This is a genomic window from Mycobacterium sp. 1165196.3, assembly GCF_001673415.1.
Lineage (GTDB): Bacteria > Actinomycetota > Actinomycetes > Mycobacteriales > Mycobacteriaceae > Mycobacterium > Mycobacterium europaeum_A.
In genome coordinates this window covers 45,296-70,590 of record NZ_LZLU01000072.1, presented here as the reverse complement: position 1 = coordinate 70,590, position 25,295 = coordinate 45,296, and the positions used below count along the sequence as shown (strand labels likewise).

Genomic DNA, 25,295 nt, shown 5'->3' with positions numbered 1-25,295 from the left:
GTCATCGCGCCACTCCTCCTCATCGCTGTGCTCTGCATCGTCGCCGGCGCGGTCATCGCGCCACTCCTCCTCATCGCGGCGTCCCCCGCAAGCGGGCGGGGGTACCTCCCACTTGTGGGGGCGTGCCCCGCCGCATCGTCGCCGGCGCGGCCATGGTTGCCTCTTTCACCCCGGGTTGTTTCGCAGGCAGCGTATCCTTGCTAACTTATACAGCGTATCAATCGTATTGCCTACTGTATGGGTAACCGTATCGGCGGAGAAAGGCCGGATTCGACGGTGAGTCAGGGGGCCGACACGGCCGGTGCCGAGGGTTCGGTGACAGTGCACCGCGAGGGTGCGGCGTTACTGGTGACGCTCGATCGCCCATCGCGGCGTAACTCGTTGACGCAGTTGATGATCGGGGCTTTGGTCGAAGCCCTGACCGATGCCGCTTCCGACGATTCGCTGCGGGCCGTGCACATCCGGGGAGCCGGCGGTGACTTCTGCGCCGGCGCCGACTGGGTCGCCGCCAACGACCCCGGCGCCCCGCGTCCCCGCACCGGTGATCTGGTGCGGCGGATTCCCCACGCCGCTCACCGCGTGATCGAGCTCGTCGCGTCCATCCAGCTGCCGGTGGTGTGCAGCGTGCGGGGCTGGGCGGTGGGATTCGGCTGCAACCTCGCGCTGGCCGCCGACTTCACCGTGGCCGCCGACGATGCCGTGTTCTGGGAGCCCTTCATCGACCGGGGGTTCAGCCCGGATTCGGGCTCCACCTGGCTGCTGCCGCGGCTGATCGGCCTGGCGCGGGCCCGGCGAATGCTGCTGCTGGGCGAGAAGGTGGGCGCGCCGGATGCGGCCGACTGGGGATTGATTCACCAAGCCGTCAGCGGCCCCGAGCTCGATCGCGCCGCCGAAGAGTTGGTGGGCCGACTGGCCGCCGGGCCGACGGCCGCGCTCGGACTGGCCAAACAGGCTATCAATTTCGGCCAGCAGGCAACGCTGAGCCAGTCGCTGACCCAGGAGTTGTTCAACCTGGAATTATCTTGCCGAACAAGCGATTTCAAGGAGGGCCTGGAGGCCTTCCGGCAGCGACGGGATCCGGATTTTCGTGGACGCTAGTTCGGGGGCGTCGAGTGTGGGCCGTACGCACGGGAACTGCCTCGAATTCGTCCATATGCCCCACGCTCGACGTGCAAAACAACACGAAGGGATGACCCATGCCCACTGATTCGTTCGACACCATCAAATACGAAGTCGATGGGCACACCGCGACGATCACCCTGAACCGCCCGGACGCCCTCAATGCGCTCAGCCCGCACATGATCACCGAGCTGCGGGCCGCCTACGACGAGGCCGAAAACGACGACGCTGTCTGGTTGACCATCGTCACCGGCACCGGCCGCGCGTTCTGCACCGGTGCTGACGTCAAGGAGATTCCCGAAGACGGCAAGGTGATCTACGAGCGGCCCTACCTGTCGACATACGACCAGTGGGAAGCGCCGCAGGAGGGCACCCCGCCGTTTCGCACCATGGCCAAGCCGGTGCTCACCGCCGTGAACGGGATCTGCTGTGGCGCCGGCATGGACTGGGTCACCACGACCGACATCGTCATCGCGTCCGAGCAGGCCACCTTCTTCGATCCGCACGTCAGCATCGGGTTGGTGGCCGGCCGGGAATTGGTGCGGGTGTCTCGGGTGTTGCCTCGCTCGATCGCGCTGCGAATGGCCCTGATGGGCAAGCACGAGCGGATGAGCGCGCAACGCGCCTACGAGCTCGGGTTGATCAGCGAGATCGTGGAACATGACCGCCTGCTGGAGCGCGCCCACGAGATCGCCGACATCGTCAATTCCAATGCGCCGCTGGCCGTCCGGGGCACCCGGCTCGCGATTCTCAAGGGACTCAACGTGCCCCTGCACGAGGCGGAGATACTCGCCGAGACCTTCCGCGAGCGGGTGCTGCGCACCGAGGACGCGGCCGAAGGACCCCGGGCCTTCATCGAGAAGCGCAAGCCGAATTGGCAGTGCCGATGACGTTCGAAACCATTCTGTTCGAGGTCGACACGCGCGACCACGTCGCCACCATCACGCTGAATCGCCCCGAACAGCTCAACGCGTTCAACCGCACCATGTGCGAGGAGATGGCCCGCGCGTGGCGCACCGTCAAACTCGACGATTCGGTGCATGCGGTCGTGTTGCGCGCCGCCGGCGACCGGGCGTTCAGCGCCGGGCTGGACATCAAGACGCCATACGGTCAGCCCGAAAACATCTGGAACCACGAGGATCCCGGCGAAGCGCTGAGTCCCAAGTGGCAGAAGATGTGGAAGCCCGTGGTATGTGCGGTCCAGGGCATGTGCACCGCGGGCGCGTTCTACTTCGTCAACGAATCCGACGTGGTGATCTGCTCCGAGAACGCCACCTTCTTCGACTCTCACGTGTCGGCGGGCCTGGTGTGCGCTTTGGAGCCGATCGGCCTGATGCGCCGCATCGGCCTGGGTGAAACGTTGCGAATAGCATTGATGGGCAACGACGAACGGGTCGGCGCCGAGACCGCGCTGCGGATCGGGCTGGTCTCCGAGGTCGTCGCCGCCGACCAGCTTTGGGACCGCGCCCACCAGATCGCGGCGACCATCGCCGCCAAGCCGCCGACCGCGACAGCCGGCACGGTGAAGGCGATCTGGGAATCGCTGGACAAGCCGTACCGCGCGGCGATGGAGCAGAACCTGATCTATACCCGGCTGGGAAACCCGTTGGGCACCGCGGAGCTGGCCGCTGGAAACGATTCCGGGGCGCCGAGCGCGGCCCGCACCCCGAAGATTCGCTGATGTCGCCTCACCCGCTGGCCCAACGCATCGCCGACGTGCTCGACCTGCAACCGGACTCGCGCGCCATCGAGTATGGCGGCCAATGGATCTCCTGGGCACGAGTCGGGGCGCTGGCGCGGCGTATCGCCGCGATTATCGGCGGGGCCGAAGTCGGGATGCTGTTGCGCAACCGCCCGGGGCATGTGGCCGCCTTTCTGGGCGTGCTGCTGGGCGGCGGAACGGTCGTGGTCATCAACCCCGCCCGAGGTGACGAACGCACCAGGGCCGACATCGCGGGCCTGCGGCTTCCCGTGATCGTCGGCGAGGCAAACGATCTGAGGGCCCTGGTGCCCGCGGGCACGCCGACGGTCGCGATTTCGGGCGGGTTGGACGACGCCGACGTCACCGCGCCGCGCGTCGACCGCCCCGGCCGGCGGTCCGACACCGCCGTGCGCATGCTGACCAGCGGCACTACCGGGCCGCCCAAGCGAATCGACCTGGGCTACGACATGCTGGCGCGCAGCGTGATCGGTCCGGATCCCGAACATGCGGTCTCGCCCGCGGAGCTGCGCCGCGGCGTCGCGATCGTGAACTCGCCGCTGGTGCACATCGGCGGGGTGTTCCGGGTGCTGCAATGCATCGCCGAGGCGCGGCCGTTCGTGCTGCTGGAACGATTCGAGCTGAACGCCTGGGCCGAGGCGGTGCGCAAGCACCGGCCCCGCGCGGCGTCCCTGGTGCCGGCGGCGCTGCGCACGGTCTTGCACTCCGATATCCCGCGTGCCGACCTGGCGAGTCTGCGGGCCGTTACCTGCGGCACGGCCCCGTTGTCGGCCGAGGACGCCGATGCCTTCACCGAGAAGTATGGCGTTCCGGTGTTGACCTCTTATGCGGCAACCGAATTCGGTGGCGGGGTGGCGGGCTGGACCCTGCCCGACCATCAGCGGTACTGGAAGACCAAACGGGGCAGCGTCGGCCGGGCCAACCCGGGTGCCCGGCTGCGGGTGGTCACCGAGGACGGAACACCGCTGGGCCCCGATGAGGTCGGCCTGCTGGAGGTCAAACCGGGCCAGCTGGGGCCGACCGCACCGTGGATGCGGACCACCGATCTGGCGCGCATCGACGCCGACGGGTTCTTGTGGATCGTCGGCCGTGCCGACCAGGCGATCATCCGCGGTGGTTTCAAGGTGATGCCCGACGACGTCCGCGCCGCGCTGGAGAGCCACCCCGCGGTGGCCGGCGCGGCCGTGATCGCCCGCCCCGACGAGCGGCTGGGCGAGACGCCGGTCGCCGTGGTAGAGCTGCGCGAGGGGGCATCGGCCCACGCCGAAGCCCTGGTCGAGTATCTGCGAGAGCGTTTGGCGCGCTACGAGATTCCTACCGAAATCGCGTTCGTCGACAGCATCCCCCGAACACCGTCGGGCAAGGCCGATCTCGGCGCCATCCGGGACGTCTTCGGCGAGGCCGCAGCGCAGCGCGACCATGCCCGTTGAGCCTTCGACGGTCGCCCAGGTGCTGCGGCATCAGGTCGGCCGGCGCGGCGATCACCCCCTGCTGGTGTGTGACGGTGACCGCATCAGCTACGCCGAGGCCGAGCGCCGGTCGGCGGAGCTGGCCCGCGGCCTGATCGCGCTGGGCGCCGGCAAGGGCACCCATGTGGGGCTGCTCTATCCGAACGGAGCCGAGTTCGTCGTCGGGATGCTGGCAGCGGCGCGCATCGGTGCGGTGGTGATCCCGTTCTCCACCTTCGTCACCGCACGCGAGCTGCGCGAGCAGCTCGTCGACAGCGATGTGGAAATCTTGTTGACCGCGGCGCGCTTTCGCTCGCATGACTACGTGCAACGACTCTCCGAGCTTCTGTCGGGCGCCGATCTCGATTCCCGATTGTTCTGTGCCGCAGCACCGCAGCTGCGTCGCGTCGCGGTCACCCACCAGAAGGTGTGCGGGTTAGCCGATTCCGTCGACCCCGCGCTGCTGACGGCGCTAGAGGACGACGTCGCGCAGTGCGACGCGCTGACGATCGTGTACACCTCGGGCTCCACCAGCGCCCCGAAGGGGGTCGTGCACACCCACGGCGCCCTGCTGGCGCACCAACGGAATCTCAACCTGATCCGTGGTTTGACGGTCGACGACAAACTGTTCTGCAATTCGCCGTTCTTCTGGATCGGTGGACTCGCCTTCGGCCTCCTTGCCACGCTGGTGGCCGGGTCCACCTTGGTGTGTTCTAACGCCACCGATGCCGGGGAGACGCTCGACCTGCTGGAAGCCGAAAAGCCCACCATGACCAATGGATTCGCGGCCGGGATCACCCACCTCGCGGAACACCCGAGCTTCCCGCACCGCGACCTGTCGTCGATGCGGCGCGGCAATCTGTACCCGATCATGGCTCCCGACGCCCGCCCGGCCGACCCGCAGTTGCGGCACAACATGCTGGGCATGACCGAGGCCGGCAGCGTCGTGCTGATCGGCGATGACGAATCCGACCAGCCCGAGCACCGGCGCGGCTCATTCGGCAGGCCGGCACCCGGCTTTGAGATCAAGGTCGTCGATCCCGACACCACGGCCGATGTCGTCGCGGGCGAAGTCGGCGAGCTGTGCCTGCGCGGGCCGCACCTGATGCAGGGCTACTACAAGCGCAGCCGCGAAGAATGTTTCGATGCCGACGGCTGGTTCCACACCGGCGACCTGGTGCGCGTCGACGCGGACGGATTCGTCTATTTTGCCGGCCGGCTCGGCGCGATGATCAAAACGGCGGGCGCCAATGTCTCGGCGGCCGAAGTGGAGAAGGCCATTGGCAGGGTCACCGGCGGAGCGCCGGCTTACGTGTTCGGCCTGCCCGACGCCCGGCGCGGGCAGGTCGTCGCCGCGGTGGTCGTCCGGGCCGACGGTGCAGCGGGGTTCGACGAAGCCGCCCTGGTTTCGCTGCTCGAAACGGAACTGTCCGCCTACAAGATTCCCAAGCGGTTCGTCGCCCTCCGCGGCGACGACGTTCCGGTGCTGTCCAGCGGCAAGGTCGACATGCGACGTCTCAGGGAGCTGTTCGGTGTCTAGCACCATTGACCGGCTGGTGCGGCTTCGGGCCGACCGCGATGGCGACAAGCCGATGGTCATCGACCCCACCTCCCGGCTGACCTACCGCGAACTCGACCTGGCCACCCGCGATTTGGCCGCGACGTTCGTCGAGGCCGGCGTGGCCAAGGGCACCCGGGTGGGGCTCATCATGCCCAATAGCACCCGGTGGGTACGGGTCGCCGTCGCGCTTACCCGCGTCGGCGCGGTCCTGGTCCCGCTGAGCACCCTGCTGACGGCCGGAGAGCTCGCCGCCCAGCTGCGGGCGGCCTCCGTGCAATTCTTGATCAGCGTCGAGGAGTTCCGCGGCCACCGCTACCTCGATGACCTTCCGGCGGCGGGGCGATCCGAATTGCCGGCGTTGCACCAGGTTTGGTCGGCCGACCAAGTCGATGGCGCGTCCGCGAGTGCGGGTGCCCGCAACATCGTCGACGCCATGACGGCAACGGTCACCCCGGCCGACCCGCTGGTCATCATGTTCACCTCCGGCAGCAGCGGGGCGCCCAAGGGAGTCATCCACTCGCACGGCAACGCGCTGGGCGCCGTGCAGGCCGGCCTTGCGGCGCGCTGCATCACCGCCGAGACCCGCCTGTATCTGCCGATGCCCTTCTTCTGGGTGGGCGGTTTCGGCAGCGGAATACTGTCCGCGCTGCTGGCCGGCGCCACCCTGGTGACCGAGGAGATACCGCGGCCGGAAACCACCCTGCGATTGTTGGAAGACGAACGGGTCACGCTGTTTCGGGGCTGGCCGGACCAGGCCGAAACGTTGGCACGGCACGCCGCAAAGGCCGGTGCCGACCTCTCGGCCTTACAAGCGGGAAGCCTGCAGGCCCTGCTGCCGCCCGGGCAACGCGCCCAGCCCGGGGCGCGCGCGACGCTGTTCGGCATGACCGAGGCCTTCGGGCCGTACTGCGGCTACCCCGCCGACACGGACATGCCCGCGTCCGCTTGGGGTAGCTGCGGAAAGCCGTTCGAGGGCATCGAGGTTCGCATCGTCGCCACCGACAGCGGCGCGCCGGTGGCGGCCGGCGTCACCGGAATGATTCACATCCGCGGACCGCACACGCTGCGCGGCATCTGCGGGCGCACCCGGGAGGACCTGTTCACCGCCGACGGCTTCTACCCCACCGGCGACCTCGGGCACCTCGACGAAGACGGATTCCTCTTCTATCACGGGCGATCCGACGACATGTTCAAAGTCAGCGGCGCGACCGTCTACCCCAGCGAGGTCGAACGGGCGCTGCGCAGGATCGACGGCGTCGACAACGCCGTCGTCACCAACGTGCCGGGCGGCTCGGGTGAACGGGTCGGCGCGGCGGTCGTGGGCGCACTGACCGCCGAGCAGCTGCGCGCCTGCGCACGAACGGTGTTGAGCGCCTTCAAGGTTCCAACGGTGTGGTTACTGCTGGACTCCGACGACGACCTGCCGCGCGGCGGTACCGGCAAGGTCGACGTCCGCCGGCTGCGCAAGATGTTGGCCGAAGCGGACCGGTCCTAGGGCACCCGCGTCCACGGTTGGCAGTTCTGCGACTCGAACGCCTTGATCGTGGTGTTGATGTTCGCAAACATCGGACCGACGGACATGTTCGTCTGCACCACATGGTCCTTGTTCGCGTCGGGCGTGCTGTAGGTGAACCACGCGCACATCGAGTCCTGAGTCGGCACATTGTTGATCCACACCCCGAAGGTCGACGCCGAACCGGCCGTTCGGTACAGACCCGGTGCAATATCGGGGCCGACGACGAAGACACCATTGCCGGGGATCGGGTCCACCGGGTCGGCGACGACCCTCGGCGCGACGGCAATCGCCGTCACGGTCGCGACGAGTAGGGCCGATGCGCGAAGCGTTGCGGGCATCTTCGTTTCTCCGTCCGTGGCCCACCCTGCTGGCAGCGTATGCCCAACCTCGCTGCGCGACAAGAGATGGCGGCGACTAGGTCAGGCCATTCTCGTCGGCGACCACCCCGCGGGCCACCAGATGGTCGATCAACGGAACCGCGCCGGCCGCAAGGTGTTCCGACATCGCCACGCGGGCGAGCTTGTCGTCGCGTTTCTTCAGCGCGGAAAGGATCCGCCGATGGTCCTGCATCGATTGCTCCGGCCAGCCCTCGATGGCGGGAAACACCGACTCGGGGGCGTAGCGGGTGATCTGCGACATCAGCTGGGCGAGCTTGGGCGAGTCCGCCGCGACATTGATGGCGCGGTGAAACTCGTGGTTCAGCCGGACGGTGCGCTCGTGGTCATCACCGGCGTAGGCGTCTTCCAGCTGCGCCTGGATCTCCTTGAGCTCGTGCAGTTGGCTGTCGGTGATGTTGCTCGCCGCCCGCGCGGCCAGTTCGCCCCCGACATGCGCCTGCACGTTCGCCACGTCGGTGACGTCGCGTCCGGTGACCGGCAACACCGCGAAGCCCCGACGGGGCTGCTGGTTGATCAGTCCTTCGGCGCACAGCGCGAACAGCGCCTCGCGCACCGGTGTGACGCTGATACCCAACTCCGCGGCCAATTGGTCCAGCCGGACGTACGACCCGGCGGCGTACGTGCCGTCGAAGATCCGCCCGCGGATGATCCGCGCGACGTCCTCCGAAAGTTGAGGCCGCGCAGCGAAATCCGGAACGCTCATCCGTCTATACCTGATACTCGGCGAGCAGTCGCTTGCTGATGATGTTCTTCTGGATCTCGCTGGTGCCCTCGCCGATCAGCAGGAACGGCGCGTCGCGCATCAGCCGCTCGATCTCGTATTCCTTGGAATATCCGTAGCCGCCGTGGATCCGGAAACTCTGCTGGGTGACCTCGGCGCAATATTCGCTGCACAAATACTTGGCCATCCCCGCGGCGACGTCGTTGCGCTCACCCGAATCCTTCAGGCGCGCGGCGTTGACCATCATCAGGTGGGCCGCTTCGACCTTGGTCGCCATCTCGGCCAATTGGAACGCGATGCCCTGGTGCTCGGCGATCGGCTTGCCGAAGGTCTCGCGTTGTTGGGCGTAGCGCACCGCGAGCTCGAAGGCGCGAATCCCCACACCGCACGCCCGCGCCGACACGTTGACGCGGCCGACCTCTATGCCGTCCATCATCTGGAAGAAGCCCTGCCCCGTGGTGCCGCCGAGGACGTCGTCGGCTTCGGCCCGGTAGCCGTCGAAGATCATCTCGGTCGTCTCGATACCCTTGTAGCCCAACTTTTCGATCTTGCCCGGAATATGCAGGCCCGCAACGACTTCGCCGAACCCGACCGGCTTCTCGACGAGGAACGCGGTGAGGTTGCGGTGCGGCTTGTCCGAACCCTCGTCGGTGCGCACTAGCACCGCCACCAGCGTGGAGGTGGCGCCGTTGGTCAGCCACATCTTCTGGCCGTCGATGGTGTAGGTGCCGTCGTCGTTGCGCCGGGCGCGGGTGCGAATCGCGGCCACGTCAGAACCCAGCTCCGGCTCCGACATCGAGAAGGCGCCGCGGGTCTCGCCGACCGCCATCCGCGGCAGGAACCGCTGCTTTTGTTCGTCGGTGCCGTGCTGGCGCAGCATGTACGCCACGATGAAGTGGGTGTTGAGCACGCCGGACACGCTCATCCAGCCCCGCGCCAGCTCCTCGACGCACAGCGCGTACGTCAGCAGCGACTCCCCCAGCCCGCCATACTCCTGCGGAATCATCAGACCGAACAGGCCCATCTCCCGCATCTGATCAACGATCGCCTGCGGGTAGGTGTCAGCGCGCTCCAGCTCGACCGCGTGCGGAATGACCTCCTTCTCGACGAATTTCCTTACCGTGGCGATGATCTCGGTCTGGAACTCCGTCAACCCGAGGGTCTGGGCCAGTTTGGTCATGTGCTGCGTCCCCTTCCGGCTGCTCAGCAGGCGATGGTCTTGGCGTCCGTCAGGCGCGCGATGTCGGCGGCGCTCAACCCCAGCCGCGCAAGGACGTCGGCGGTGTCTTGTCCCAGCGCCGGCGCCGGCGCGCTGGGCAGATGGCTGCCGTCGAACGCGGCCGGCAGGCCGGGCGCGAAGTAATCGCCGAGACCGGGCTGGTGCATTCGGGAAAACAGCGGATTGTCGGTTACTTTCGGGCCCGCGGCGACCTCGGCGAAGGTGCGGTACCGCTCGAAGAGCACCGTGGTGTCGGCCAGCGCGGCGGTGATCTCGTCGGCGGTGTGATCGCCGAACCACGTGGCGAACAGACTCGACAGCACGTCGCGATAGCGGTAGCGATCGCCTTCTGACCCGAAGTCGGCGCCGAGCGCCTCGGCGAGCGCCGACACCGCGGCGCCGGTGCCCGTCACCGCGAGCAGGTCACGGAAGTGCCGACCGGTCAGCGCGACCACCATGAACCTGGCCCCGTCGCTGCTGGTGAAGTCCTGCCCGTACTGACCGTAGATGGCGTTGCCCATCCGTTCGCGTTGTGTCCCAGTGACTTGCGGCTCGGTCAGCAAGCCCAGGTTGGCCGCGGTGGCCAAAGCGACGTCCTCCAGCGCCAGGCTGATCTGCGCCCCCGCCCCGGACCGCTCGCGGTGGCGGACCGCGGTGACGACGGCCAACGCTGCGTACAGTCCGCAGCACACGTCCCAGGCCGGGAGCACGTGATTGATCGCGCCGCCATGCTCGGCCGGACCGGTGACGAGCGGATAGCCCAGCCCGGCGTTGACCGTGTAGTCCACCCCGGTGGAACCGTCACCGCGCCCGAGCAACTGCACGTGAATCACGTCGGGGCGCTTGGCCGCCAGCACGCCGTGGCTGAGCCAGGACAAGCCCGCGGCGTTGGTCACCACGACGCCATCGCCCTCGACGATCAGCCGCTGGACCAGTTCGTGGCCGTCGGGAGACCGCAGGTCGATGGTGGCCGACCGCTTCCCCTTGTTCAGGCCGGTCCAGTAGATCGAGGTGCCGTCCGCCGCCAGCGGCCACCGCTGGACGTCGGACGCGCCGCCGATCGGGTCGACTCGAATGACCTCCGCACCAAGCTGATTCAGCGTCATGCCGCACAGTGGCGCGGCGACGAAGCTCGACACCTCAACGACGGTGAGACCGTCCAGCGGCAATCCCGGCTCGGTCATGTCGATGCGACCCGCTCGAAGACGGCAGCCAAACCCTGGCCGCCGCCGATGCACATGGTTTCCAGACCATAGCGCGCCTCGCGGCGATCGAGTTCGCGCGCCAAGGTGGCCAGCATCCGCCCGCCCGTCGCGCCGACCGGATGTCCCAGCGAGATGCCCGAACCGTGCACGTTGGTGCGCTCATGATCGGCGGCGCCGAAGTTCCATTCCCGCATCACCGCAAGCGCCTGCGCGGCGAAGGCCTCGTTCAGCTCGATGAGGTCGATGTCGGATAGCCGCAGGCCCGCCTTGGCCAGCGCCACCTCGGTCGCGGGCACCGGCCCGATGCCCATGACGTGGGGCGCCACCCCGGCCACACCCCACGACACCAGGCGCACCAACGGCTTCAGGCCGTATTCCTCGGCCTTCTCCGGCGTCGTGACCACGCACATCGAGGCCGCGTCGTTCTGCCCGCTGGCGTTGCCGGCGGTGACCGTCGCCTCTGGATCCTCTTTCGCCAGAACGGGTTTGAGCTTGCCCAACGACTCGACCGAGGTGTCCGCGCGCGGATGCTCGTCGGTGTCGATGAGCTCCTCGCCACTGCGGGTGCGGACCGCGACCGGCACGATCTCCTCGGCCAGGATGCCGTCTTTCTGCGCGGCGACGGCACGCTGGTGGGATCGCACCGCGAGCTCGTCTTGCTCCTGGCGCGGAATGCCGTACTGGCGGCGCAGGTTCTCGGCCGTCTGCAGCATTCCGCCCGGCACCGGGTAATTGCGGCCACCGGCGGTCGTGCGTCCCCGGGCCAGCCCGTCGTGCACCTGCACACCGGTGCGGGCCCCGCCCCACCGCATGTCCGTGGAGTAGAAGGCCACGTTGCTCATGCTCTCGCAGCCCCCGGCGACCACGAGGTCGTTGTCGCCGGCGCCCACCTGCAGGCACGCCTGGATGACCGCCTGCAGGCCCGAGCCGCACCGCCGGTCGACCTGCATGCCCGGAACCGTCACCGGCAGGCCGGAATCCAGCGCCACCACACGCCCGATCGCGGGCGCATCGCTGTTGGGATAGCAGTGGCCGAGGATCACGTCCTGCACGGCGTCGGGCGCCAGCCCGGTTCGCTGCAGCAGGCCCTTGAGCGCGGTGACGCCGAGGTCGACGGCGCTGCACGCCTTGAACATTCCGCCGTAGCGGCCGATCGGGGTCCGAACGGGTTCGCAGATGACGGCCTCGCGCACCGCACTCATAGGTGGCGGCCGCCGGTGATTTCCATGACGGTGCCGGTCATGTACGACGACAGGTCGGAAGCGAGGAACAGCGCGACGCTGGCGACCTCACTGGGCTCACCGGCCCGGCCCAACGGCACCTCGGCGACCTTGGAGTCCCAAATGCGCTGTGGCATAGCCTCTGTCATCGCGGAGCGGATCAGGCCGGGGGCGATCGCGTTCACCCGCACGCCGAGGTAGGCCAGCTCTTTGGCGGCGGCCTTGGTCATGCCGACGATGCCGGCTTTGGCCGCCGAGTAGTTGGTCTGGCCGATCATGCCCACCTTGCCGGACACCGATGACATGTTGATGATGGCGCCGCGCTTGTTCTCCCGCATGACGGCCGCGGCCAGCCTGGTGCCGTTCCAGGTGCCCTTCAGATGCACGTTGATGACCTGATCGAACTGCTCCTCGGTCATCTTGCGCATCGTCGCGTCGCGGGTGATGCCGGCGTTGTTGACCATGATGTCCAGGCCGCCGAAGCGCTCGACCGCGGTCTGGATCAGGGTTTCCACGTCGGACGACTGGGTGACATCGCACCGAACCGCCACCGCCACGTCGTCGCCGCCCAATCGCTTGGCCACGACCTGGGTTTCCTCGAGATTGACGTCGCCGAGCACCACTCGCGCGCCCTCGGCGACGAAGCGCTCCGCGATGGCCAGCCCCAGCCCCTGCGCTCCGCCGGTGATTACCGCGGTCTGCCCCGTCAACATCGCCACTGCCGATCACCCATCCTTCACTGTCGTCGCCTCCACCGGGCACGTCTGAGGCAAATATCATATTTGATATAGGATCCTGCTCTGAACCGGGGTGCCCCGGATCCGGAGAGGAGTGTGGAGCCCATGGCCACCGCCGAAGTCGCGGAAGTCTCCGACGAGGACTTCCGCGAGATCCTCGCTCAGACAAGGCAATTCGTCCGCAGCGTGGTCGTCCCGCGCGAGCAGGAGATCCTCGACACCGATCGCGTGCCCGACGACCTGCGCGACGAAGCCAAGAAGATGGGATTGTTCGGCTACGCGATCCCCCAGGAGTGGGGCGGCCTCGGCCTCAACCTGAGGCAGGACGTCGAGCTGGCGATGGAGCTGGGCTACACGTCGCTGGCGCTGCGGTCGATGTTCGGCACCAACAACGGCATCGCCGGACAAGTCCTGGTCGGCTTCGGCACCGACGAACAGAAATCCCGCTGGCTGGAGTCGATCGCGTCCGGCGACGTCGTCGCCTCCTTCGCGCTGACCGAACCGGGCGCCGGATCGAACCCGGCCGGCCTGCGCACCAAAGCCGTTCGCGACGGTGACGATTGGGTGATCTCCGGGCAGAAGCGCTTCATCACCAACGCGCCCGTCGCCGACCTTTTCGTGGTGTTCGCGCGGACCCGGCCGGCCGACGAGAAGGGACCGGGGATCGCGGTCTTTCTAGTGCCGGCGGACGCCGCGGGCGTCGAGGTGGGCGCCAAGGACGCCAAGATGGGCCAGGAAGGAGCCTGGACCGCCGACGTCAACTTCACCGACGTCCGCGTCGGTCCCGACGCACTCGTCGGCGGCAGCGAAGACCACGGCTACCGAGCGGCGATGACCTCGTTGGCCCGCGGCCGGGTGCACATCGCCGCCCTCGCGGTGGGCGCCGCGCAACGCGCGCTCGACGAATCGGTGTCCTACGCCGCCACCGCGACGCAGGGCGGCACGCCGATCGGCAACTTCCAGTTGGTGCAGGGCATGCTTGCCGATCAGCAGACCGGCGTGATGGCCGGGCGTGCCCTGGTGCGCGAGGCCGCCCGGCTGTGGGTCGCCAACGAGGATCGTCGGATCGCGCCCTCGGCCGCCAAGGTCTTTTGCACCGAGATGGCCGGCAACGTCGCCGATCTCGCGGTGCAGATCCACGGCGGCACCGGTTACATGAGAGGCGTCGCCGTCGAACGGATTTACCGCGACGTGCGCCTGTTGCGGCTGTACGAGGGCACCAGCGAGATCCAGCGGTTGATCATCGGATCGAACCTGGTCAAGGCGGCACAACGATGAGAGTGGCTGGACCCAACAGAGGAGAACTATGAGCGGCAAGCTTGCCGGAAAAGTGGCATTCATTACCGGCGCGGCCCGCGGTCAGGGCCGGGCGCATGCGGTGCGCCTGGCGTCCGAAGGCGCCGACATCATCGCCGTCGACATCGCCGGCAAGCTCCCGTCCTGCGTGCCCTACGACCCGGCGACTCCCGACGACCTGAGTGAGACGGTGCGGCTGGTCGAGGCCGCCAACCGCCGGATCATCGCCTCAGTCACCGACACCCGCGACTTCGACGGCCTGCGAAAGGTCGTCGCCGACGGCGTGGCCGAGCTGGGCCGGCTGGACGTCATCGTCGCCAACGCCGGGGTCGCCGCCCCGCAGGCGTGGGATGAGATCACCCCGGAGAACTTCCGCGACGTCATGGACATCAATGTGACCGGCACCTGGAACACCGTGATGGCCGGCGCGGACAAGATCATCGAGGGGGGCCGGGGCGGATCGATCATCCTGATCAGTTCGGCGGCCGGCATGAAGATGCAGCCGTTCATGATCCACTACACCGCCAGCAAGCATGCCGTCACCGGGCTGGCGCGGGCCTTCGCCGCCGAACTGGGCAAGCATTCGATCCGGGTCAACAGCGTGCACCCGGGACCGGTGAACACCGCCATGGGCTCCGGGGACATGGTCACGGCGGTCGGCAAGACCATGGAGACCAACCCCCAGCTGTCACACGTCCTCACCCCGTTCCTGCCCGACTGGGTCGCCGAGCCGGAGGAGATCGCCGACACCGTGTGCTGGCTGGCCAGTGACGAATCGCGCAAGGTCACCGCGGCCCAGATCCCGGTGGATCAGGGCTCGACGCAGTACTGACCGCCCCCTGGGCGGATCGGGAATAGCTTCACCGCCCGGGCGTTGGCACTCGGCATGAAAGCCTTCAGCGAATCCGAGCGCCAGGAGTTCCTCGCCGACAAGCATGTGGCCGTGCTGTCCGTCGCCGCCACCGAAGGCCGGCCGCCGGCCAGCGTCCCGATCTGGTACGACTACACCCCCGGGGGAAACATCCGGATCATGACCGGGGCGTCGAGCCGCAAGGCTCGCCTCATCGAGCAGACGGGGGCGGTGACGCTGGTGGTGCAGCGCGAGGAGCCGCCCTACCAGTACGTGGTGGTCGAGGGCTCGATCGTCGAGACCACCAAGCCGGCCCCGCTCGACGTGGCCGAGGCGGTCGCCATCCGTTATCTCGGCGAGGAAGGTGGGCGGGCGTTCGTGCGCAGCATGGAAGGCGTCGAGGAGGTGCTGTTCACCATCCGCCCGGACCGCTGGCTCAGCGCCGACTTCACCGGCGACCTGTAGAGCACTCAGCCGATCAGGTCCAGCGTCCCCAGCTCGCGGATCGCCTGGCAGCCGCGGCTGAGCATGGTCAGCACCATGTCGTCGCCGCGCTCGGTGGCGGCGGCGAACGCGAACCCGAGTGCCGAGATCAGCGGGGCCTGCAGCACCCCGAGCCGGTAATCGCGCCAACAGGTTTCGCGGTCGTAGTCGCTGACCCCGCCGGCCGTCAGCGCGCGATGATAGTCGGTGACCAGGCCCTCTTCGATGCTCGCACGCAGCTGCGGAGCGAGGCTGGTCGCGGTGAAATACGCGAGATCGCGCGCCGGCAGACCCACGCCGAGCGTCTGCCAGTCCACCACGCTGACCCGGGTTCGCTCCGGGTCGAACAACAGGTTGTCCAGGCGATAGTCGCCGTGCAGCAGGGCGAACCGGTCATACTCGGACAGCAGCCAGGGCGCGATCAAACCCATTGCGGCACTGAAGGTATCGCGATCCACGGCGCTCATCCGCTCGCCCAGCTTCTCCAGCGTGATGTCGGCGCTCAACTTCGCCACCTCGCCCATGCCGCCCGCACCGGCCTCATCCGGCCTGCCGAACGCGATGCCCGGGAAATCGAGCCAGACGGGATCACACCAGCTGGGTGCGTGCAGCCCGGCCAGAGCGGTAACCGCAAGGCGCGCCTCGGTTTCCCCGCAGCCGACGAGCTGATCGCCCTGCACCGCCGGCGCCTGGTCCGCCAGGAGCAGGGCGAAATCCATTGCATCGTCGGTGATCTCGGAATAGAAGCACCGCGGTGTCGGCACCTGCACCCGATCCACCACCGACGAATAAAACGCGCATTCGCTGCGGTAGCCGATGACCACCCGGTCGCGCACCGTGTCGTCCTGGGCGGGCAGCTTGATGACGAACGTCTGCGGCAGGTCCCCCGGATCCGTCGCATAGCGAGCGGTGACCCGGTAGGTCGCCCCCGTCTGTCCGGTGCCGATCGCGACCACGTCCACGTCGGCGACCTCGACGGGCGGGCCACCGCCGGACAGCGCGGCCGACAACCACTGCGGGGTCACGTCGCCGGGGTATCGCGGTATCGACAGCACAGCACTCATAGCGGCACGCCTCCTCCTGCGCAGACAGCACGGTCTGACTGACAAACTGTAAGGCATACCGCAAGAGTTGCGGTCAACCGCGGTGCGCTAGTCGGCCAGAATGCGCCATTCGGCGGCTTCGTGCTGCTGGCGCCAGAATTCGTCGAATCGGCCGCCCGCAGCGAGCAATTCGTCAACCGTGCCGTCTTCGACCACCCGGCCGTTGTCGAGGAACAGCACGCGGTCGGCGCGACGGATGCTGGCCAGGCGGTGCGCGACGATCACCTGCGTGCGTGACTGCGGGTCGGCCGTCAGCGCGTCGACCACCGCGGCTTCGTTCTCGGTGTCCAACGCGCTGGTCGCCTCGTCTACCAGCAAAATCGGCGCCGGTTTGAGCAACGCGCGGGCGATGCTGACCCGCTGGCGTTCACCGCCGGACAGCGCCGAACCGGCCTCGCCGACGACCGTGTCGACGCCGTCAGGCAGCCGTCCGACCAGCTCGTCGACGCGCGCGAGCGCCACCGCCCGCGCGAAGCGCTCGTCGTCGGCGCCCGGATCTCCAGCGAACACGTTGTCGCGAATCGACCCGTGGAACAGGTAGGGGTGCTGGAAAACGACGCTGGCCGCCGCCCGCCGGGCCTCGCCGTCCAGCGTCGCCGCGTCCACCCCGTCGATCAGCACCCGTCCGCCGGTCGGCTCATGCAGCCCGGCGATCAGCGCCAGGATCGTGCTCTTGCCCGAACCGGACGGTCCGACGATCGCCGTCGTGCTGCCCGGATCCAACGCGAAGCTCACGCCGTCGAGCACCGGTGTGCCCGCGCCGTCGTAGCGGAACACGACGTCCGCGAATTCGATTCGCGGCGCCCCGGCGCCGGCCAGCTTGGCGGCGCCGGCAGTCATCAGCGGCGCGGTCAGCACGGCACGGATGTTGTCGAGTGTGGCGCGGGTGCTCTCCAGCGCCGGCGCCAGCTCGCTGATGGTGGTGAACGGCTCGAGGTAGCGCACGATGACGACGATCAGCGCGATGGCCTCGGCCACCGTGAGCGTTCCGTGCACGGTCAGCGCAGTAGTCGCCCCGGCCAGCAGGATCAGCGCGAGCTGGCTGGCGAGGCTGAACAGCAGCTGGCCCGGGACCTGCATCGACAGCAGGCGCATGGTGGCGCCGTGTTGTGCCGCCAGTGCATCGCCGACCATGCTGCGCGCCGGCTCGACACGACGTGCGGCCCGCAACGCCTGCTGGGTCCGGGCGAACTCGATGATCCGCTCGGTGAGCGCGGTGTTGGCCTCGGCCGCCGCAGAGTCCGCGCGCCGCGCCAACCGGGCCGATGCCCACAGCGCGCCCAACAGCAGCGGCAGGCCTCCCAGCGCTGCGGCCCCCAGTTGCCAGGAGACCGGCAGCAGTGCCACCGCGATGGCCGCGGGCAGCAGGACGGCGGAGATCAGCGGCGTGAGCAGGTTGACGACGAGGCCGACCAGCTCGGGCCCCGTGGCGGCGATCGCCTGCCGTGCGGTCGCGGTGTGCTCGGCGGTGAACCAATCCAGCCGCACGCCGGGCAGCCGATCCGCGACGTCGTGCTGGCTGTGATCCAGCACGGCGAAGCCCAGGTTGAAACCGATCCGCGCGGTTGCGGTGTCGATGACCCAGCCGGCCACGGTGGCCGCGGTCAGCCAGGCCAGCCAGACCAGCGCGCGCTGCGGGGCGTCGCCGAACAACGCCCCGACCAAGGGGACCAGCAGCACGGTGGCCACCGCGCGCACCAGCACGGAGACCAGTGCGAGCACCGTGTAGGTGATGACCCGGTTGCGCCGGTCCGCCGGAACCAGGCTCAGCCACGTGCGGATCATCGCGCCCCCTCGCCGGTCGTGCCCGCGGTTACCCGGTCGCGACGACCGCCCTCCCAGAGCCGTCGGTACCGGCCGTCGGCGCTGAGCAACTCGTCGTGCGTGCCGCGTTCGACGATGCGGCCGTGGTCGAGCACGACGATCTGGTGGGCCCGGGTGATGGTGTGCAATCGATGCGCGATCACCAGCACCGTGCGGTCCTGCGTCAGCCGGTTGAGCGCTTGCTGCACAAGGTATTCCGATTCGGGGTCGGCAAACGCGGTGGCCTCGTCAAGGATCAGCACCGGTGTGTCGGCCAGGATCGCGCGGGCGATCGTGAGCCGTTGCCGCTCACCGCCGGACAGGCCGCTGGCCGCACCCAGCATGGTGTCGTAGCCGTCGGGCAGCCGCATGATGCGGTCGTGGATCTGCGCCTCTCGCGCGGCCTGTTCGACTTGCGCCGCGGTGGCGTCGGGGACGGCCAGCGCGATATTCTCCGCGACGGTCCCGTGCACCAATTGCGTTTCCTGCAGCACGAATCCCACCTGGGCGTACAGCTGGTCGGCGGTCATCGACCGAATATCTTGTCCCCCAACACGTATCGCGCCCTGTCCGACGTCATGGAACCGGGCCAGCAGGGCGGCCAGCGTCGACTTGCCGGACCCGGAGGGCCCGACCAGCGCGGTGACCGTCCCGGGCCGCAACGTCAGCGAGACGTCGTGGATGACCGGCACGTCGGGCCGGTAGCCGAAGCCGACGTGGTCGAACACCACCGTCGACGCGGGATCCCCGTGCGCCTCGTGGTCGTCGTGCACGGCGAGGTCGGCCTCGTCGAGGGTGTTCTGCAGGCGCCGGGCGGCCAACATGCCGGCGCGGACGCCGCCCAGGCCGTAGGCGATGCCGAGCAGCCGCGCCCCGAATGTGGTGCCCAGCAACAAGAACGGCAGCAGGTTCACCGGATTCATCCGGCCGGCGGCCACCAGCAACGTGCCGGTGAGCGCGATGAGCCACAGGAACGTCGAGGGGCGGGTGACCAGGTCCATGAACGTCTTCTTGCCGGCCAGCGGGCGCTGCCAGGCGACCAGGAAGCCGACGTATTCGTCCAGGCGGCGCCGGAAGCTGGAGGCGGCGGCGCCACCGAAGACGCGGATCACCGGCTGGCCCTCCAGGTAGGCCCCGGCCTCGCCGCTCATCGTCTCCGCCCAGCGCTGCGACTGCGGGATGCGCGGACCCGATTGGATCGTCAGCGACGACGTCAGCACCAGGTACACCAGGACCGGCAAGAACAACACCAGCGCCACCCGCCAGTCGACGGCGAACAGATAGACCAGCACCGCGACCGGCGCGACGGCGGCGCCGACCGCGTCGCCGATGGCGTGGGTGACCAGATAGTGCAGGGACAGCGTGTCGTCGGTCAGCAACTGCTTGATCGACCCCGACCCGCGTGCGGTGAACCAGCCCAGCGGCAGCCGAGACAGCTTGTGCAACAGCCGAGTTCGCAGATCACGGGCGAACCGCGCGTCGACGACGTGCAACCACAGCGTGAGGGCGGCACCCAGCAACGCCCCCAAACCCAGCAGCGACACCGCCGCGATGCCGATATCCCACAGTCGGGCGGCGGGCGCACCCGAGACGAGCAGCCGGGCCAGCTCCACGAGCAACACGAACGGCGCCAGTTGCACCAGCGTGATCACCGCCTGCAACACACCCGAGAGGATCAGCGCGGAGCGCAGCGGCGCGAGCAGCCGGCCCGCGCCCTGGGCCCGCCAGCTCCCCCGGGCCGCCGGGGCGGGTGGGGCGTCGGACACCTGCGGAGCCGATTCCAACTGCGCCGCAACATCTTCCGCAGAGAGGGCGGATGCGACGCCATCCGATGCCGCCGGTTCGTCACCGCGCCGGGTGCCCATCGCGCGTCCGGCGCTCCAGTACGCCTGGGCGTGCACCTCGGACTTGGGAAAGCCGAACTCGTCGCGCAGCCGCGTTCGCACCTGCTTGAGCGTTGTGGCCTCCGGCGTCGCCCACGCGTACCAGTTGGACCAGTCCCGGTTCTCGATCGCCGCGGCAAGCGACTTCTCGTCGTGGCGGGCGACCCAGTGCAGTCGCAGCCGGGGGTGCTGGGCGATCGGGATCAGCGGGTCGTTGTCGTCGTGCTGTTCGAGGTACATCTCGATCGGGACGTCGTCGGGGACGACCCCGATGATGCCGTTCATCCCCGGGATGGATGCCGAGTCACCGATCAGCAGATATCCGGCCGGCTGCTCGTCGGGCATGTCGAATCGCGACGAGCCCATCAGCGCCATGACCGCGATGGTGGCGCCGGGCTGGACGGTGCGCGCCCACTGCGACGCCGGACCGGCGGGATCGTGCAGCACGATATCGACCGCGAAGCGCCCGGCGGGGACGTCGGCCTCCGAGATCGTGTACGCGCGCTGGAATTCCGTTTTCGATCCGTCCGGGTCCGGAAACCAGAACCGCAGCCACGCGGCCGGTTCGGCATCCACGTCCTCGAACAGGGTCGGCGACGTCATGCGCACCCGCACGAAGTGCGGTGCGATCCGGACGGTTTCGATCACCGTCGCGGTGTGGTCGCGTGCGCCGAAGCTGCGCAGCATCACACCGGAGAATCCGCGTGCCATTAGCGGTCCTTTCTCGCGGCGCCCCGCGCCGCGACGGCCTCGCCGATCTGACGACCCGGCGGGAGCACCGCCATGAGGCCACGGATCGATGCGGCCGTCAGCGGCCGCAACCCTTCGAGTTCGACACCTGCCACGACCCCGCATGGGCGGCATCCTGCCGCGGATCACCGCCAGCCGGTCGCGACTTGGTACGTACAAACTAAGGGTTGCCTTACCATAGGTCAACCTTGGTCCCGGCCGCCGTCCGAGCCCGTCGGTAGCCTGGAAAACATGAGCGATGAGTCAGCGGCGCCGGTGCTGCTCTACGACGGAGTGTGCGGGGTGTGCAACCGCTCGGTGCGCACCATCCTGCGTCTCGATCCCACCGGCTCCCTGCGCTTTGCGGCCCTGGACAGCGTGTTCGGCAAAGCGATCATCGAGCGGCATCCCGAGATCGGAAACGTCGATTCGGTGGTCTTCGTCGACGACCCCGGCCGGCCCTCGGAACGGGTGGCCGTCCGATCCCGGGCCGTCCTGCGCGTGGTGGACTACCTCGGCGGACCATGGCGGGCGTTCACGATCGCCCGCATCGTCCCCGCTCCGCTGCTCGACCGGCTCTACGACAGGTTCGCCGCGATCCGCTATCGCGTGGGCGGCAAATACGACACTTGCCCGCTGCCGGCCCCGGAGGTACGCGCCCGCTTCGTGGCGGAGTGACCGGTTACTGGCCGACGTCGGAGGCCAGGTCCGCTTCGGATTCTCTGCGCTTCAACTCCGCGAGCTTGCGGTCCTCTTCGGCCGCTTGGCGGTGCTTGATCGCGGACCGGCGGTGCACGTCGGTATGGGGCACGCCCTGTTCGACGGTCCAGTCCTGCGTCCTGGCGACCCGCTCGTGCTGGATTGCGGACTGCTCGAAGCTTCGCGCTGCGGACAGGCCCGCGCGGGCGGCGCGTTCGCGGGCGGCGGCGGCCCTGCGTTCGGCGCGCTCGACATCCTGTGCAGTGAAAGCTTTTTCGCTTTGTGGCGGTGGTTCGGTTTCGGCGGGCATGGCGTCTCCCTAGTGTCCTGTGAGTTCCAGGTACCCCGCACAACGGGTTTGATGCCTGCACCGCTGAAAGATTTCGTCTCGGGTGTCCGGTGCGGGCGGAGGGACTCGAACCCTCAAGCTCTTTCGAGCAATGGCACCTAAAACCATCGCGTCTGCCAATTTCGCCACGCCCGCGGCTTGCCGATCGTATCGCTTGCGACGCCGCCGAGCCGTCGGCACGGGCTCGATGAATTCGTCGGGCCCAAATCGTGAGCGGTACGGTCAAGGGGTGTCCACTACGCATCGTCGCAGGCCCGCGCTCATCGCGCTGGTGATCGTCGCGGCGTGCGGCTGCCTGGCGCTGGGCTGGTGGCAGTGGACCAGGTTCAATTCCGTGTCCGGCTCCTTTCAGAACCTCGGCTATGCGTTGCAGTGGCCGCTGTTCGCGGGATTCTGCGTGTACGCGTACCGCAAATTCGTTCGCTATGAAGAGGAACCACCGCAGCCGCGCGGTACCGACGCGATGACGGAGATACCCGCCGGGCTGCTGCCCGAGCGCCCCAAGCCCGCCCCGCAGGCGCCCGACGATCCCGCGCTGCGGGAGTACAACACCTACCTGGCCGAGCTCGCCGCGCGAGACGCCGAACAACAGAAGAGGACAACCCCATGACCACACCGGAGACGCCCGGAGCGCCAGTTCCCGCGGTGCCCGTCGACAAGGTCCGCACCGCGTTGCTCGGCTACCGGGTCATGGCGTGGACGACCGGTCTGTGGCTGATCGCGCTGTGCTACGAGATCGTCTCGCACCTCGCCTTCGGCCACGAGATCCGGTGGATCGAAGTAGTGCACGGCTGGGTGTATTTCATCTACGTGCTGACCGCGTTCAATCTGGCGGTCAAGGTGCGCTGGCCGCTCGGCAAGACGGTGGGCGTGCTGCTGTCCGGGACCATCCCGCTGCTCGGAATCATCGTCGAGCACTTCCAGACCAGGGACGTCAAGGCGCGTTTCGGGCTGTAGGCCAGCGAGCCCCGCGGGCCCGCGGCGCCCTAGCCCCCGGACCGGGCCAGCGTTTCCAGCGCCGGCAACAGCAGCCGCAGCGCCCGACCGCGATGCGAGACCGCGTCCTTCTCCGCCGGGCTCAGCTCTGCGGCCGTGCGGTCGTGTCCGTTGGGAATGAACACCGGGTCGTAGCCGAAGCCGCCGTCGCCGCGCGGTTCGCGGGCGATGCTGCCGGGCCACTCGCCGCGGACGACAACCTCACCGGCGGCCGAGACGAGCGCGCAGGCCGACACGAACGCCGCACCGCGCCGTCCGTCGGGCACGTCGCGCAGTTGCGCCAACAGCAACGCGGTGTTGCCCGCGTCATCGCCGTGCCGACCGGACCACCGCGCCGACAGCACACCGGGCATGCCATTCAAGGCGGCGACCTCCAGCCCGGAATCGTCGGCCACGCTTGCCAACCCGCTCGCGGCGAAGGCATCCCGCGCCTTGGCCAACGCGTTGTCCTCGAACATCGCGCCCGTCTCCGGCGCCTCGTCGAACGGCGCCACATCGTCGAGTGACACCAGCGTCAAGCCGGTCAGACCGGCGGCGTCGAGCACCCGGCGCAACTCGGCCAGCTTCTTGGGATTGCGGCTGGCGACCAGCAGCCGGGTCACCCTGCACTGCCATACGTTTTAGCGCTGATCAACACCCTAGGCAGCGTAGCTGGACCGCAACATCTCACCCGGGCCTTGCAGCAGCCCGCTGCCATGTTGTTATATGTTTATAACAACTCAACCCTCGAGGGTCGGATGGATTATCGAGTCGAAGAGGCCGTGAACGCCCATCGGATCACCAGGCTGTGTGTCATCCAGTCCGGAGAGACCGTGCTCGCCGTTGGGCCCCAAGACAAGCCGCTTCCGATTCATTCCATTCGCAAATCGATCGTCAGCGCCCTATTTGGTCGGCTGATTGTAAGCGGCGATGTGCAGTTGGATGCAACGCTGGCCGATTTCGGTATCGACGACTCGCCGTGTCTCACCGATCGAGAACGAACCGCGACTCTTCAACACCTTCTGACGTCAACCTCTGGTGTCTACCTGCCGTTGAACTACGGTGCCACCTACGACATTTTCCGCAACAGGCCGTCGGACTGGCCGCAACGCGACTCTGCTGTGCCGGGCGCGGAATTTCACTACAACAACTGGAATTTCAACGTCCTCGGCGAGATTTACCAGCGAGTGTCCGGAGTAGCGTTGTTCACCGCAATCGACGGCATCCTGGCCCGCCCACTTGGCTTTCGCGATTGGAATCCGCTGCAGCACACGCGGTTGCGCTACGGCTACGACCCGCTGGGCGCGACACCCCGATACCCGAACCACGCCCTCCAACTATCAGCCCGTGACTTGGCCCGATTCGGGCAGCTTTATCTCAACGAAGGAACTTGGGACGGCGACGAAATCGTGCCGCCCGACTGGGTGAGGGTGAGCACCGCGACTCGGGTCGAAACCGGCCTGCCCAGCCCGTTCGCGTCATACGGCTACCTGTGGTGGACTGCCAACGGCGGCGACGCGAATGCGCTGCCGCCTGGCAGCTACTCGGCGGTCGGTTTGTTCGGGCAGACCCTTTCGGTCATTCCCTCGCACCAGATGGTGGTCGTCGCGCAAGGAGAGGATCTTGGCACCCAGATGACACTCCCGGCCGACATCATCAAAGCTCTGCTCCTGCTATGACCGGTCTCGGCGACGCCGAAACGTTTAACGCGACACACTCCACAAGGAATAGACAGGGCGACGAAGCAGCTGCGTCCAGAGTGAGTCACAAACCCGATACCAAGACGCTCAAGGCGCTCAACAACGACATCACCGACGAGTTTCGCGCCAATGCCGGCAAGGTCGGCGGGCGATTCGCGGGCAACGAATTGTTACTGCTCACTACGACGGGCGCGAAGTCCGGCGAGCCGCGCGTCACGCCGCTGGTGGCCTTCCGCATCGAAGCCAGGCTGCTGATAGTCGCGGGTTATGGTGGCGCCGACGTCAACCCGGCGTGGGTGCACAACCTGCGGGCCAACCCGCGGGCGCGCGTTGAAGTCGCCACCGACTCGTTCGACGTCGTCGCGCACGAGCTCGACGCGTCCGAACGTGAGGCGATCATCCCCAAACTCAACGCGACCGTACCCGCGTTCGCGTTCTCGAACTACCAGTCAAAGACCACCCGCGTAATCCCGATATTCGAGCTGCAGAAGGACGAGGCATGACCGACCGCAAGGAGCCTCGCCGTGGTCGCGCTGTCGGCGGTGGTAAACCGCGCGGCAG

Annotated in this window: 25 protein-coding genes and 1 tRNA gene; 14 read left to right on the top strand and 12 right to left on the bottom strand. The window is 68.1% G+C overall.

What is annotated here, in order from left to right:
• Positions 1-276: 276 nt before the first annotated feature.
• From A5659_RS07340 to A5659_RS07315, 6 genes are all read left to right on the top strand, one after another.
• Positions 277-1,098, top strand: coding sequence for an enoyl-CoA hydratase/isomerase family protein (locus A5659_RS07340; RefSeq protein ID WP_067180076.1), 822 nt, complete (start codon positions 277-279; stop codon positions 1,096-1,098).
• 98 nt (positions 1,099-1,196) lie between these two features.
• Positions 1,197-2,009, top strand: coding sequence for an enoyl-CoA hydratase/isomerase family protein (locus tag A5659_RS07335; protein WP_067180073.1), 813 nt, complete (start codon positions 1,197-1,199; stop codon positions 2,007-2,009).
• On the top strand, positions 2,006-2,800 hold the full coding sequence (locus A5659_RS07330; protein WP_067180087.1) for an enoyl-CoA hydratase/isomerase family protein: 795 nt from the start codon (positions 2,006-2,008) through the stop codon (positions 2,798-2,800). The genes A5659_RS07335 and A5659_RS07330 overlap by 4 nt, the downstream gene beginning before the upstream one ends.
• Positions 2,800-4,269: a class I adenylate-forming enzyme family protein gene (locus tag A5659_RS07325; RefSeq protein WP_067180070.1), complete on the top strand. Its 1,470-nt coding sequence runs from the start codon at positions 2,800-2,802 to the stop codon at positions 4,267-4,269. Before A5659_RS07330 ends, A5659_RS07325 begins: the two co-directional genes overlap by 1 nt.
• Complete coding sequence (locus tag A5659_RS07320) at positions 4,259-5,827, top strand: class I adenylate-forming enzyme family protein (protein WP_067180067.1); 1,569 nt, start codon at positions 4,259-4,261, stop codon at positions 5,825-5,827. Before A5659_RS07325 ends, A5659_RS07320 begins: the two co-directional genes overlap by 11 nt.
• Positions 5,820-7,343 carry a class I adenylate-forming enzyme family protein gene (locus A5659_RS07315; protein WP_067180064.1) on the top strand — a complete coding sequence of 508 codons (1,524 nt, stop codon included), beginning with the start codon at positions 5,820-5,822 and terminating at the stop codon, positions 7,341-7,343. Before A5659_RS07320 ends, A5659_RS07315 begins: the two co-directional genes overlap by 8 nt.
• Here the strand turns inward: A5659_RS07315 and A5659_RS07310 are convergent.
• From A5659_RS07310 to fabG, 6 genes are all read right to left on the bottom strand, one after another.
• On the bottom strand, positions 7,340-7,702 hold the full coding sequence (locus tag A5659_RS07310) for a hypothetical protein (protein ID WP_066867303.1): 363 nt from the start codon (positions 7,700-7,702) through the stop codon (positions 7,340-7,342). The genes A5659_RS07315 and A5659_RS07310 overlap by 4 nt on opposite strands.
• Positions 7,703-7,778: 76 nt before the next feature.
• A complete protein-coding gene (locus tag A5659_RS07305; RefSeq protein ID WP_067021672.1) occupies positions 7,779-8,465 on the bottom strand; it encodes a GntR family transcriptional regulator in 687 nt (228 codons plus the stop codon).
• A gap of 4 nt (positions 8,466-8,469) precedes the next feature.
• Positions 8,470-9,663, bottom strand: coding sequence for an acyl-CoA dehydrogenase family protein (locus A5659_RS07300; RefSeq protein WP_066879095.1), 1,194 nt, complete (start codon positions 9,661-9,663; stop codon positions 8,470-8,472).
• A gap of 23 nt (positions 9,664-9,686) precedes the next feature.
• Positions 9,687-10,886 carry a CoA transferase gene (locus A5659_RS07295; RefSeq protein WP_067180061.1) on the bottom strand — a complete coding sequence of 400 codons (1,200 nt, stop codon included), beginning with the start codon at positions 10,884-10,886 and terminating at the stop codon, positions 9,687-9,689.
• Positions 10,883-12,109 (bottom strand): acetyl-CoA C-acetyltransferase, encoded by a 1,227-nt coding sequence (locus tag A5659_RS07290; RefSeq protein WP_067180058.1) that lies wholly within the window; start codon positions 12,107-12,109, stop codon positions 10,883-10,885. The genes A5659_RS07295 and A5659_RS07290 overlap by 4 nt, the downstream gene beginning before the upstream one ends.
• Positions 12,106-12,840 (bottom strand): 3-oxoacyl-ACP reductase FabG, encoded by a 735-nt coding sequence (gene fabG, locus A5659_RS07285; protein WP_066867358.1) that lies wholly within the window; start codon positions 12,838-12,840, stop codon positions 12,106-12,108. Before fabG ends, A5659_RS07290 begins: the two co-directional genes overlap by 4 nt.
• Before the next feature lie 129 nt (positions 12,841-12,969).
• Here fabG and A5659_RS07280 point away from each other — a divergent pair, with 129 nt between their 5' ends.
• The 3 genes from A5659_RS07280 to A5659_RS07270 are packed head-to-tail and all read left to right on the top strand — an operon-like array spanning position 12,970 to position 15,475.
• Positions 12,970-14,142 (top strand): acyl-CoA dehydrogenase family protein, encoded by a 1,173-nt coding sequence (locus A5659_RS07280; RefSeq protein WP_067180085.1) that lies wholly within the window; start codon positions 12,970-12,972, stop codon positions 14,140-14,142.
• Between the two features lie 28 nt (positions 14,143-14,170).
• A complete protein-coding gene (locus A5659_RS07275; protein WP_066867315.1) occupies positions 14,171-14,992 on the top strand; it encodes a mycofactocin-coupled SDR family oxidoreductase in 822 nt (273 codons plus the stop codon).
• A 54-nt stretch (positions 14,993-15,046) separates the two neighbouring features.
• The gene (locus A5659_RS07270) at positions 15,047-15,475 is read left to right on the top strand and encodes a pyridoxamine 5'-phosphate oxidase family protein (RefSeq protein WP_066867316.1); all 429 of its coding nucleotides are present in this window, start codon (positions 15,047-15,049) and stop codon (positions 15,473-15,475) included.
• Positions 15,476-15,480: 5 nt separating this feature from the next.
• On the opposite strand, the gene A5659_RS07265 is transcribed toward A5659_RS07270, so the two are convergent.
• From A5659_RS07265 to A5659_RS07255, 3 genes are all read right to left on the bottom strand, one after another.
• The gene (locus A5659_RS07265) at positions 15,481-16,557 is read right to left on the bottom strand and encodes a phosphotransferase family protein (protein ID WP_066867318.1); all 1,077 of its coding nucleotides are present in this window, start codon (positions 16,555-16,557) and stop codon (positions 15,481-15,483) included.
• Positions 16,558-16,644: 87 nt separating this feature from the next.
• The gene (locus A5659_RS07260) at positions 16,645-18,381 is read right to left on the bottom strand and encodes an ABC transporter ATP-binding protein (RefSeq protein WP_067022033.1); all 1,737 of its coding nucleotides are present in this window, start codon (positions 18,379-18,381) and stop codon (positions 16,645-16,647) included.
• Positions 18,378-20,993: an ABC transporter ATP-binding protein/permease gene (locus A5659_RS07255; protein WP_067180055.1), complete on the bottom strand. Its 2,616-nt coding sequence runs from the start codon at positions 20,991-20,993 to the stop codon at positions 18,378-18,380. Before A5659_RS07255 ends, A5659_RS07260 begins: the two co-directional genes overlap by 4 nt.
• A gap of 270 nt (positions 20,994-21,263) precedes the next feature.
• Here A5659_RS07255 and A5659_RS07250 point away from each other — a divergent pair, with 270 nt between their 5' ends.
• On the top strand, positions 21,264-21,689 hold the full coding sequence (locus tag A5659_RS07250; RefSeq protein WP_066867324.1) for a thiol-disulfide oxidoreductase DCC family protein: 426 nt from the start codon (positions 21,264-21,266) through the stop codon (positions 21,687-21,689).
• 4 nt (positions 21,690-21,693) lie between these two features.
• On the opposite strand, the gene A5659_RS07245 is transcribed toward A5659_RS07250, so the two are convergent.
• Entirely contained in the window at positions 21,694-22,020 is a 327-nt protein-coding gene (locus tag A5659_RS07245; protein ID WP_067137976.1) for a hypothetical protein, read from the bottom strand.
• Between the two features lie 90 nt (positions 22,021-22,110).
• A tRNA-Leu gene (locus A5659_RS07240) sits at positions 22,111-22,194 on the bottom strand.
• Between the two features lie 94 nt (positions 22,195-22,288).
• Here A5659_RS07240 and A5659_RS07235 point away from each other — a divergent pair.
• Positions 22,289-22,669, top strand: a complete 381-nt coding sequence (locus A5659_RS07235; RefSeq protein ID WP_066867330.1) for a hypothetical protein — start codon at positions 22,289-22,291, stop codon at positions 22,667-22,669.
• Positions 22,666-23,016, top strand: coding sequence for a DUF3817 domain-containing protein (locus tag A5659_RS07230; protein ID WP_066867332.1), 351 nt, complete (start codon positions 22,666-22,668; stop codon positions 23,014-23,016). The genes A5659_RS07235 and A5659_RS07230 overlap by 4 nt, the downstream gene beginning before the upstream one ends.
• Positions 23,017-23,045: 29 nt before the next feature.
• Here the strand turns inward: A5659_RS07230 and rdgB are convergent, their stop codons facing one another.
• Positions 23,046-23,657 (bottom strand): RdgB/HAM1 family non-canonical purine NTP pyrophosphatase, encoded by a 612-nt coding sequence (gene rdgB, locus A5659_RS07225; protein WP_066867334.1) that lies wholly within the window; start codon positions 23,655-23,657, stop codon positions 23,046-23,048.
• Positions 23,658-23,792: 135 nt separating this feature from the next.
• On the opposite strand from rdgB, the gene A5659_RS07220 reads away from it, so the two are divergent.
• Entirely contained in the window at positions 23,793-24,713 is a 921-nt protein-coding gene (locus A5659_RS07220) for a serine hydrolase (RefSeq protein WP_067180052.1), read from the top strand.
• A complete protein-coding gene (locus A5659_RS07215) occupies positions 24,710-25,237 on the top strand; it encodes a nitroreductase family deazaflavin-dependent oxidoreductase (RefSeq protein ID WP_082975962.1) in 528 nt (175 codons plus the stop codon). The genes A5659_RS07220 and A5659_RS07215 overlap by 4 nt, the downstream gene beginning before the upstream one ends.
• Positions 25,238-25,295: the final 58 nt, after the last annotated feature.

Coding starts and splice junctions, on each gene's coding strand:
- A5659_RS07320 (WP_067180067.1), top strand. CDS start 4,259: ATGCCCGTTGAGCCTTCGACGGTCGCCCAGGTGCTGCGGCATCAGGTC.
- A5659_RS07250 (WP_066867324.1), top strand. CDS start 21,264: ATGAGCGATGAGTCAGCGGCGCCGGTGCTGCTCTACGACGGAGTGTGC.
- A5659_RS07230 (WP_066867332.1), top strand. CDS start 22,666: ATGACCACACCGGAGACGCCCGGAGCGCCAGTTCCCGCGGTGCCCGTC.
- A5659_RS07325 (WP_067180070.1), top strand. CDS start 2,800: ATGTCGCCTCACCCGCTGGCCCAACGCATCGCCGACGTGCTCGACCTG.
- A5659_RS07220 (WP_067180052.1), top strand. CDS start 23,793: ATGGATTATCGAGTCGAAGAGGCCGTGAACGCCCATCGGATCACCAGG.
- A5659_RS07260 (WP_067022033.1), bottom strand. CDS start 18,381: ATGATCCGCACGTGGCTGAGCCTGGTTCCGGCGGACCGGCGCAACCGG.
- A5659_RS07215 (WP_082975962.1), top strand. CDS start 24,710: ATGACCGGTCTCGGCGACGCCGAAACGTTTAACGCGACACACTCCACA.
- A5659_RS07290 (WP_067180058.1), bottom strand. CDS start 12,109: ATGAGTGCGGTGCGCGAGGCCGTCATCTGCGAACCCGTTCGGACCCCG.
- A5659_RS07265 (WP_066867318.1), bottom strand. CDS start 16,557: ATGAGTGCTGTGCTGTCGATACCGCGATACCCCGGCGACGTGACCCCG.
- A5659_RS07335 (WP_067180073.1), top strand. CDS start 1,197: ATGCCCACTGATTCGTTCGACACCATCAAATACGAAGTCGATGGGCAC.
- A5659_RS07310 (WP_066867303.1), bottom strand. CDS start 7,702: ATGCCCGCAACGCTTCGCGCATCGGCCCTACTCGTCGCGACCGTGACG.
- A5659_RS07245 (WP_067137976.1), bottom strand. CDS start 22,020: ATGCCCGCCGAAACCGAACCACCGCCACAAAGCGAAAAAGCTTTCACT.
- A5659_RS07280 (WP_067180085.1), top strand. CDS start 12,970: ATGGCCACCGCCGAAGTCGCGGAAGTCTCCGACGAGGACTTCCGCGAG.
- A5659_RS07270 (WP_066867316.1), top strand. CDS start 15,047: ATGAAAGCCTTCAGCGAATCCGAGCGCCAGGAGTTCCTCGCCGACAAG.
- A5659_RS07330 (WP_067180087.1), top strand. CDS start 2,006: ATGACGTTCGAAACCATTCTGTTCGAGGTCGACACGCGCGACCACGTC.
- A5659_RS07275 (WP_066867315.1), top strand. CDS start 14,171: ATGAGCGGCAAGCTTGCCGGAAAAGTGGCATTCATTACCGGCGCGGCC.
- fabG (WP_066867358.1), bottom strand. CDS start 12,840: ATGTTGACGGGGCAGACCGCGGTAATCACCGGCGGAGCGCAGGGGCTG.
- A5659_RS07255 (WP_067180055.1), bottom strand. CDS start 20,993: ATGGCACGCGGATTCTCCGGTGTGATGCTGCGCAGCTTCGGCGCACGC.
- A5659_RS07295 (WP_067180061.1), bottom strand. CDS start 10,886: ATGACCGAGCCGGGATTGCCGCTGGACGGTCTCACCGTCGTTGAGGTG.
- A5659_RS07300 (WP_066879095.1), bottom strand. CDS start 9,663: ATGACCAAACTGGCCCAGACCCTCGGGTTGACGGAGTTCCAGACCGAG.
- A5659_RS07305 (WP_067021672.1), bottom strand. CDS start 8,465: ATGAGCGTTCCGGATTTCGCTGCGCGGCCTCAACTTTCGGAGGACGTC.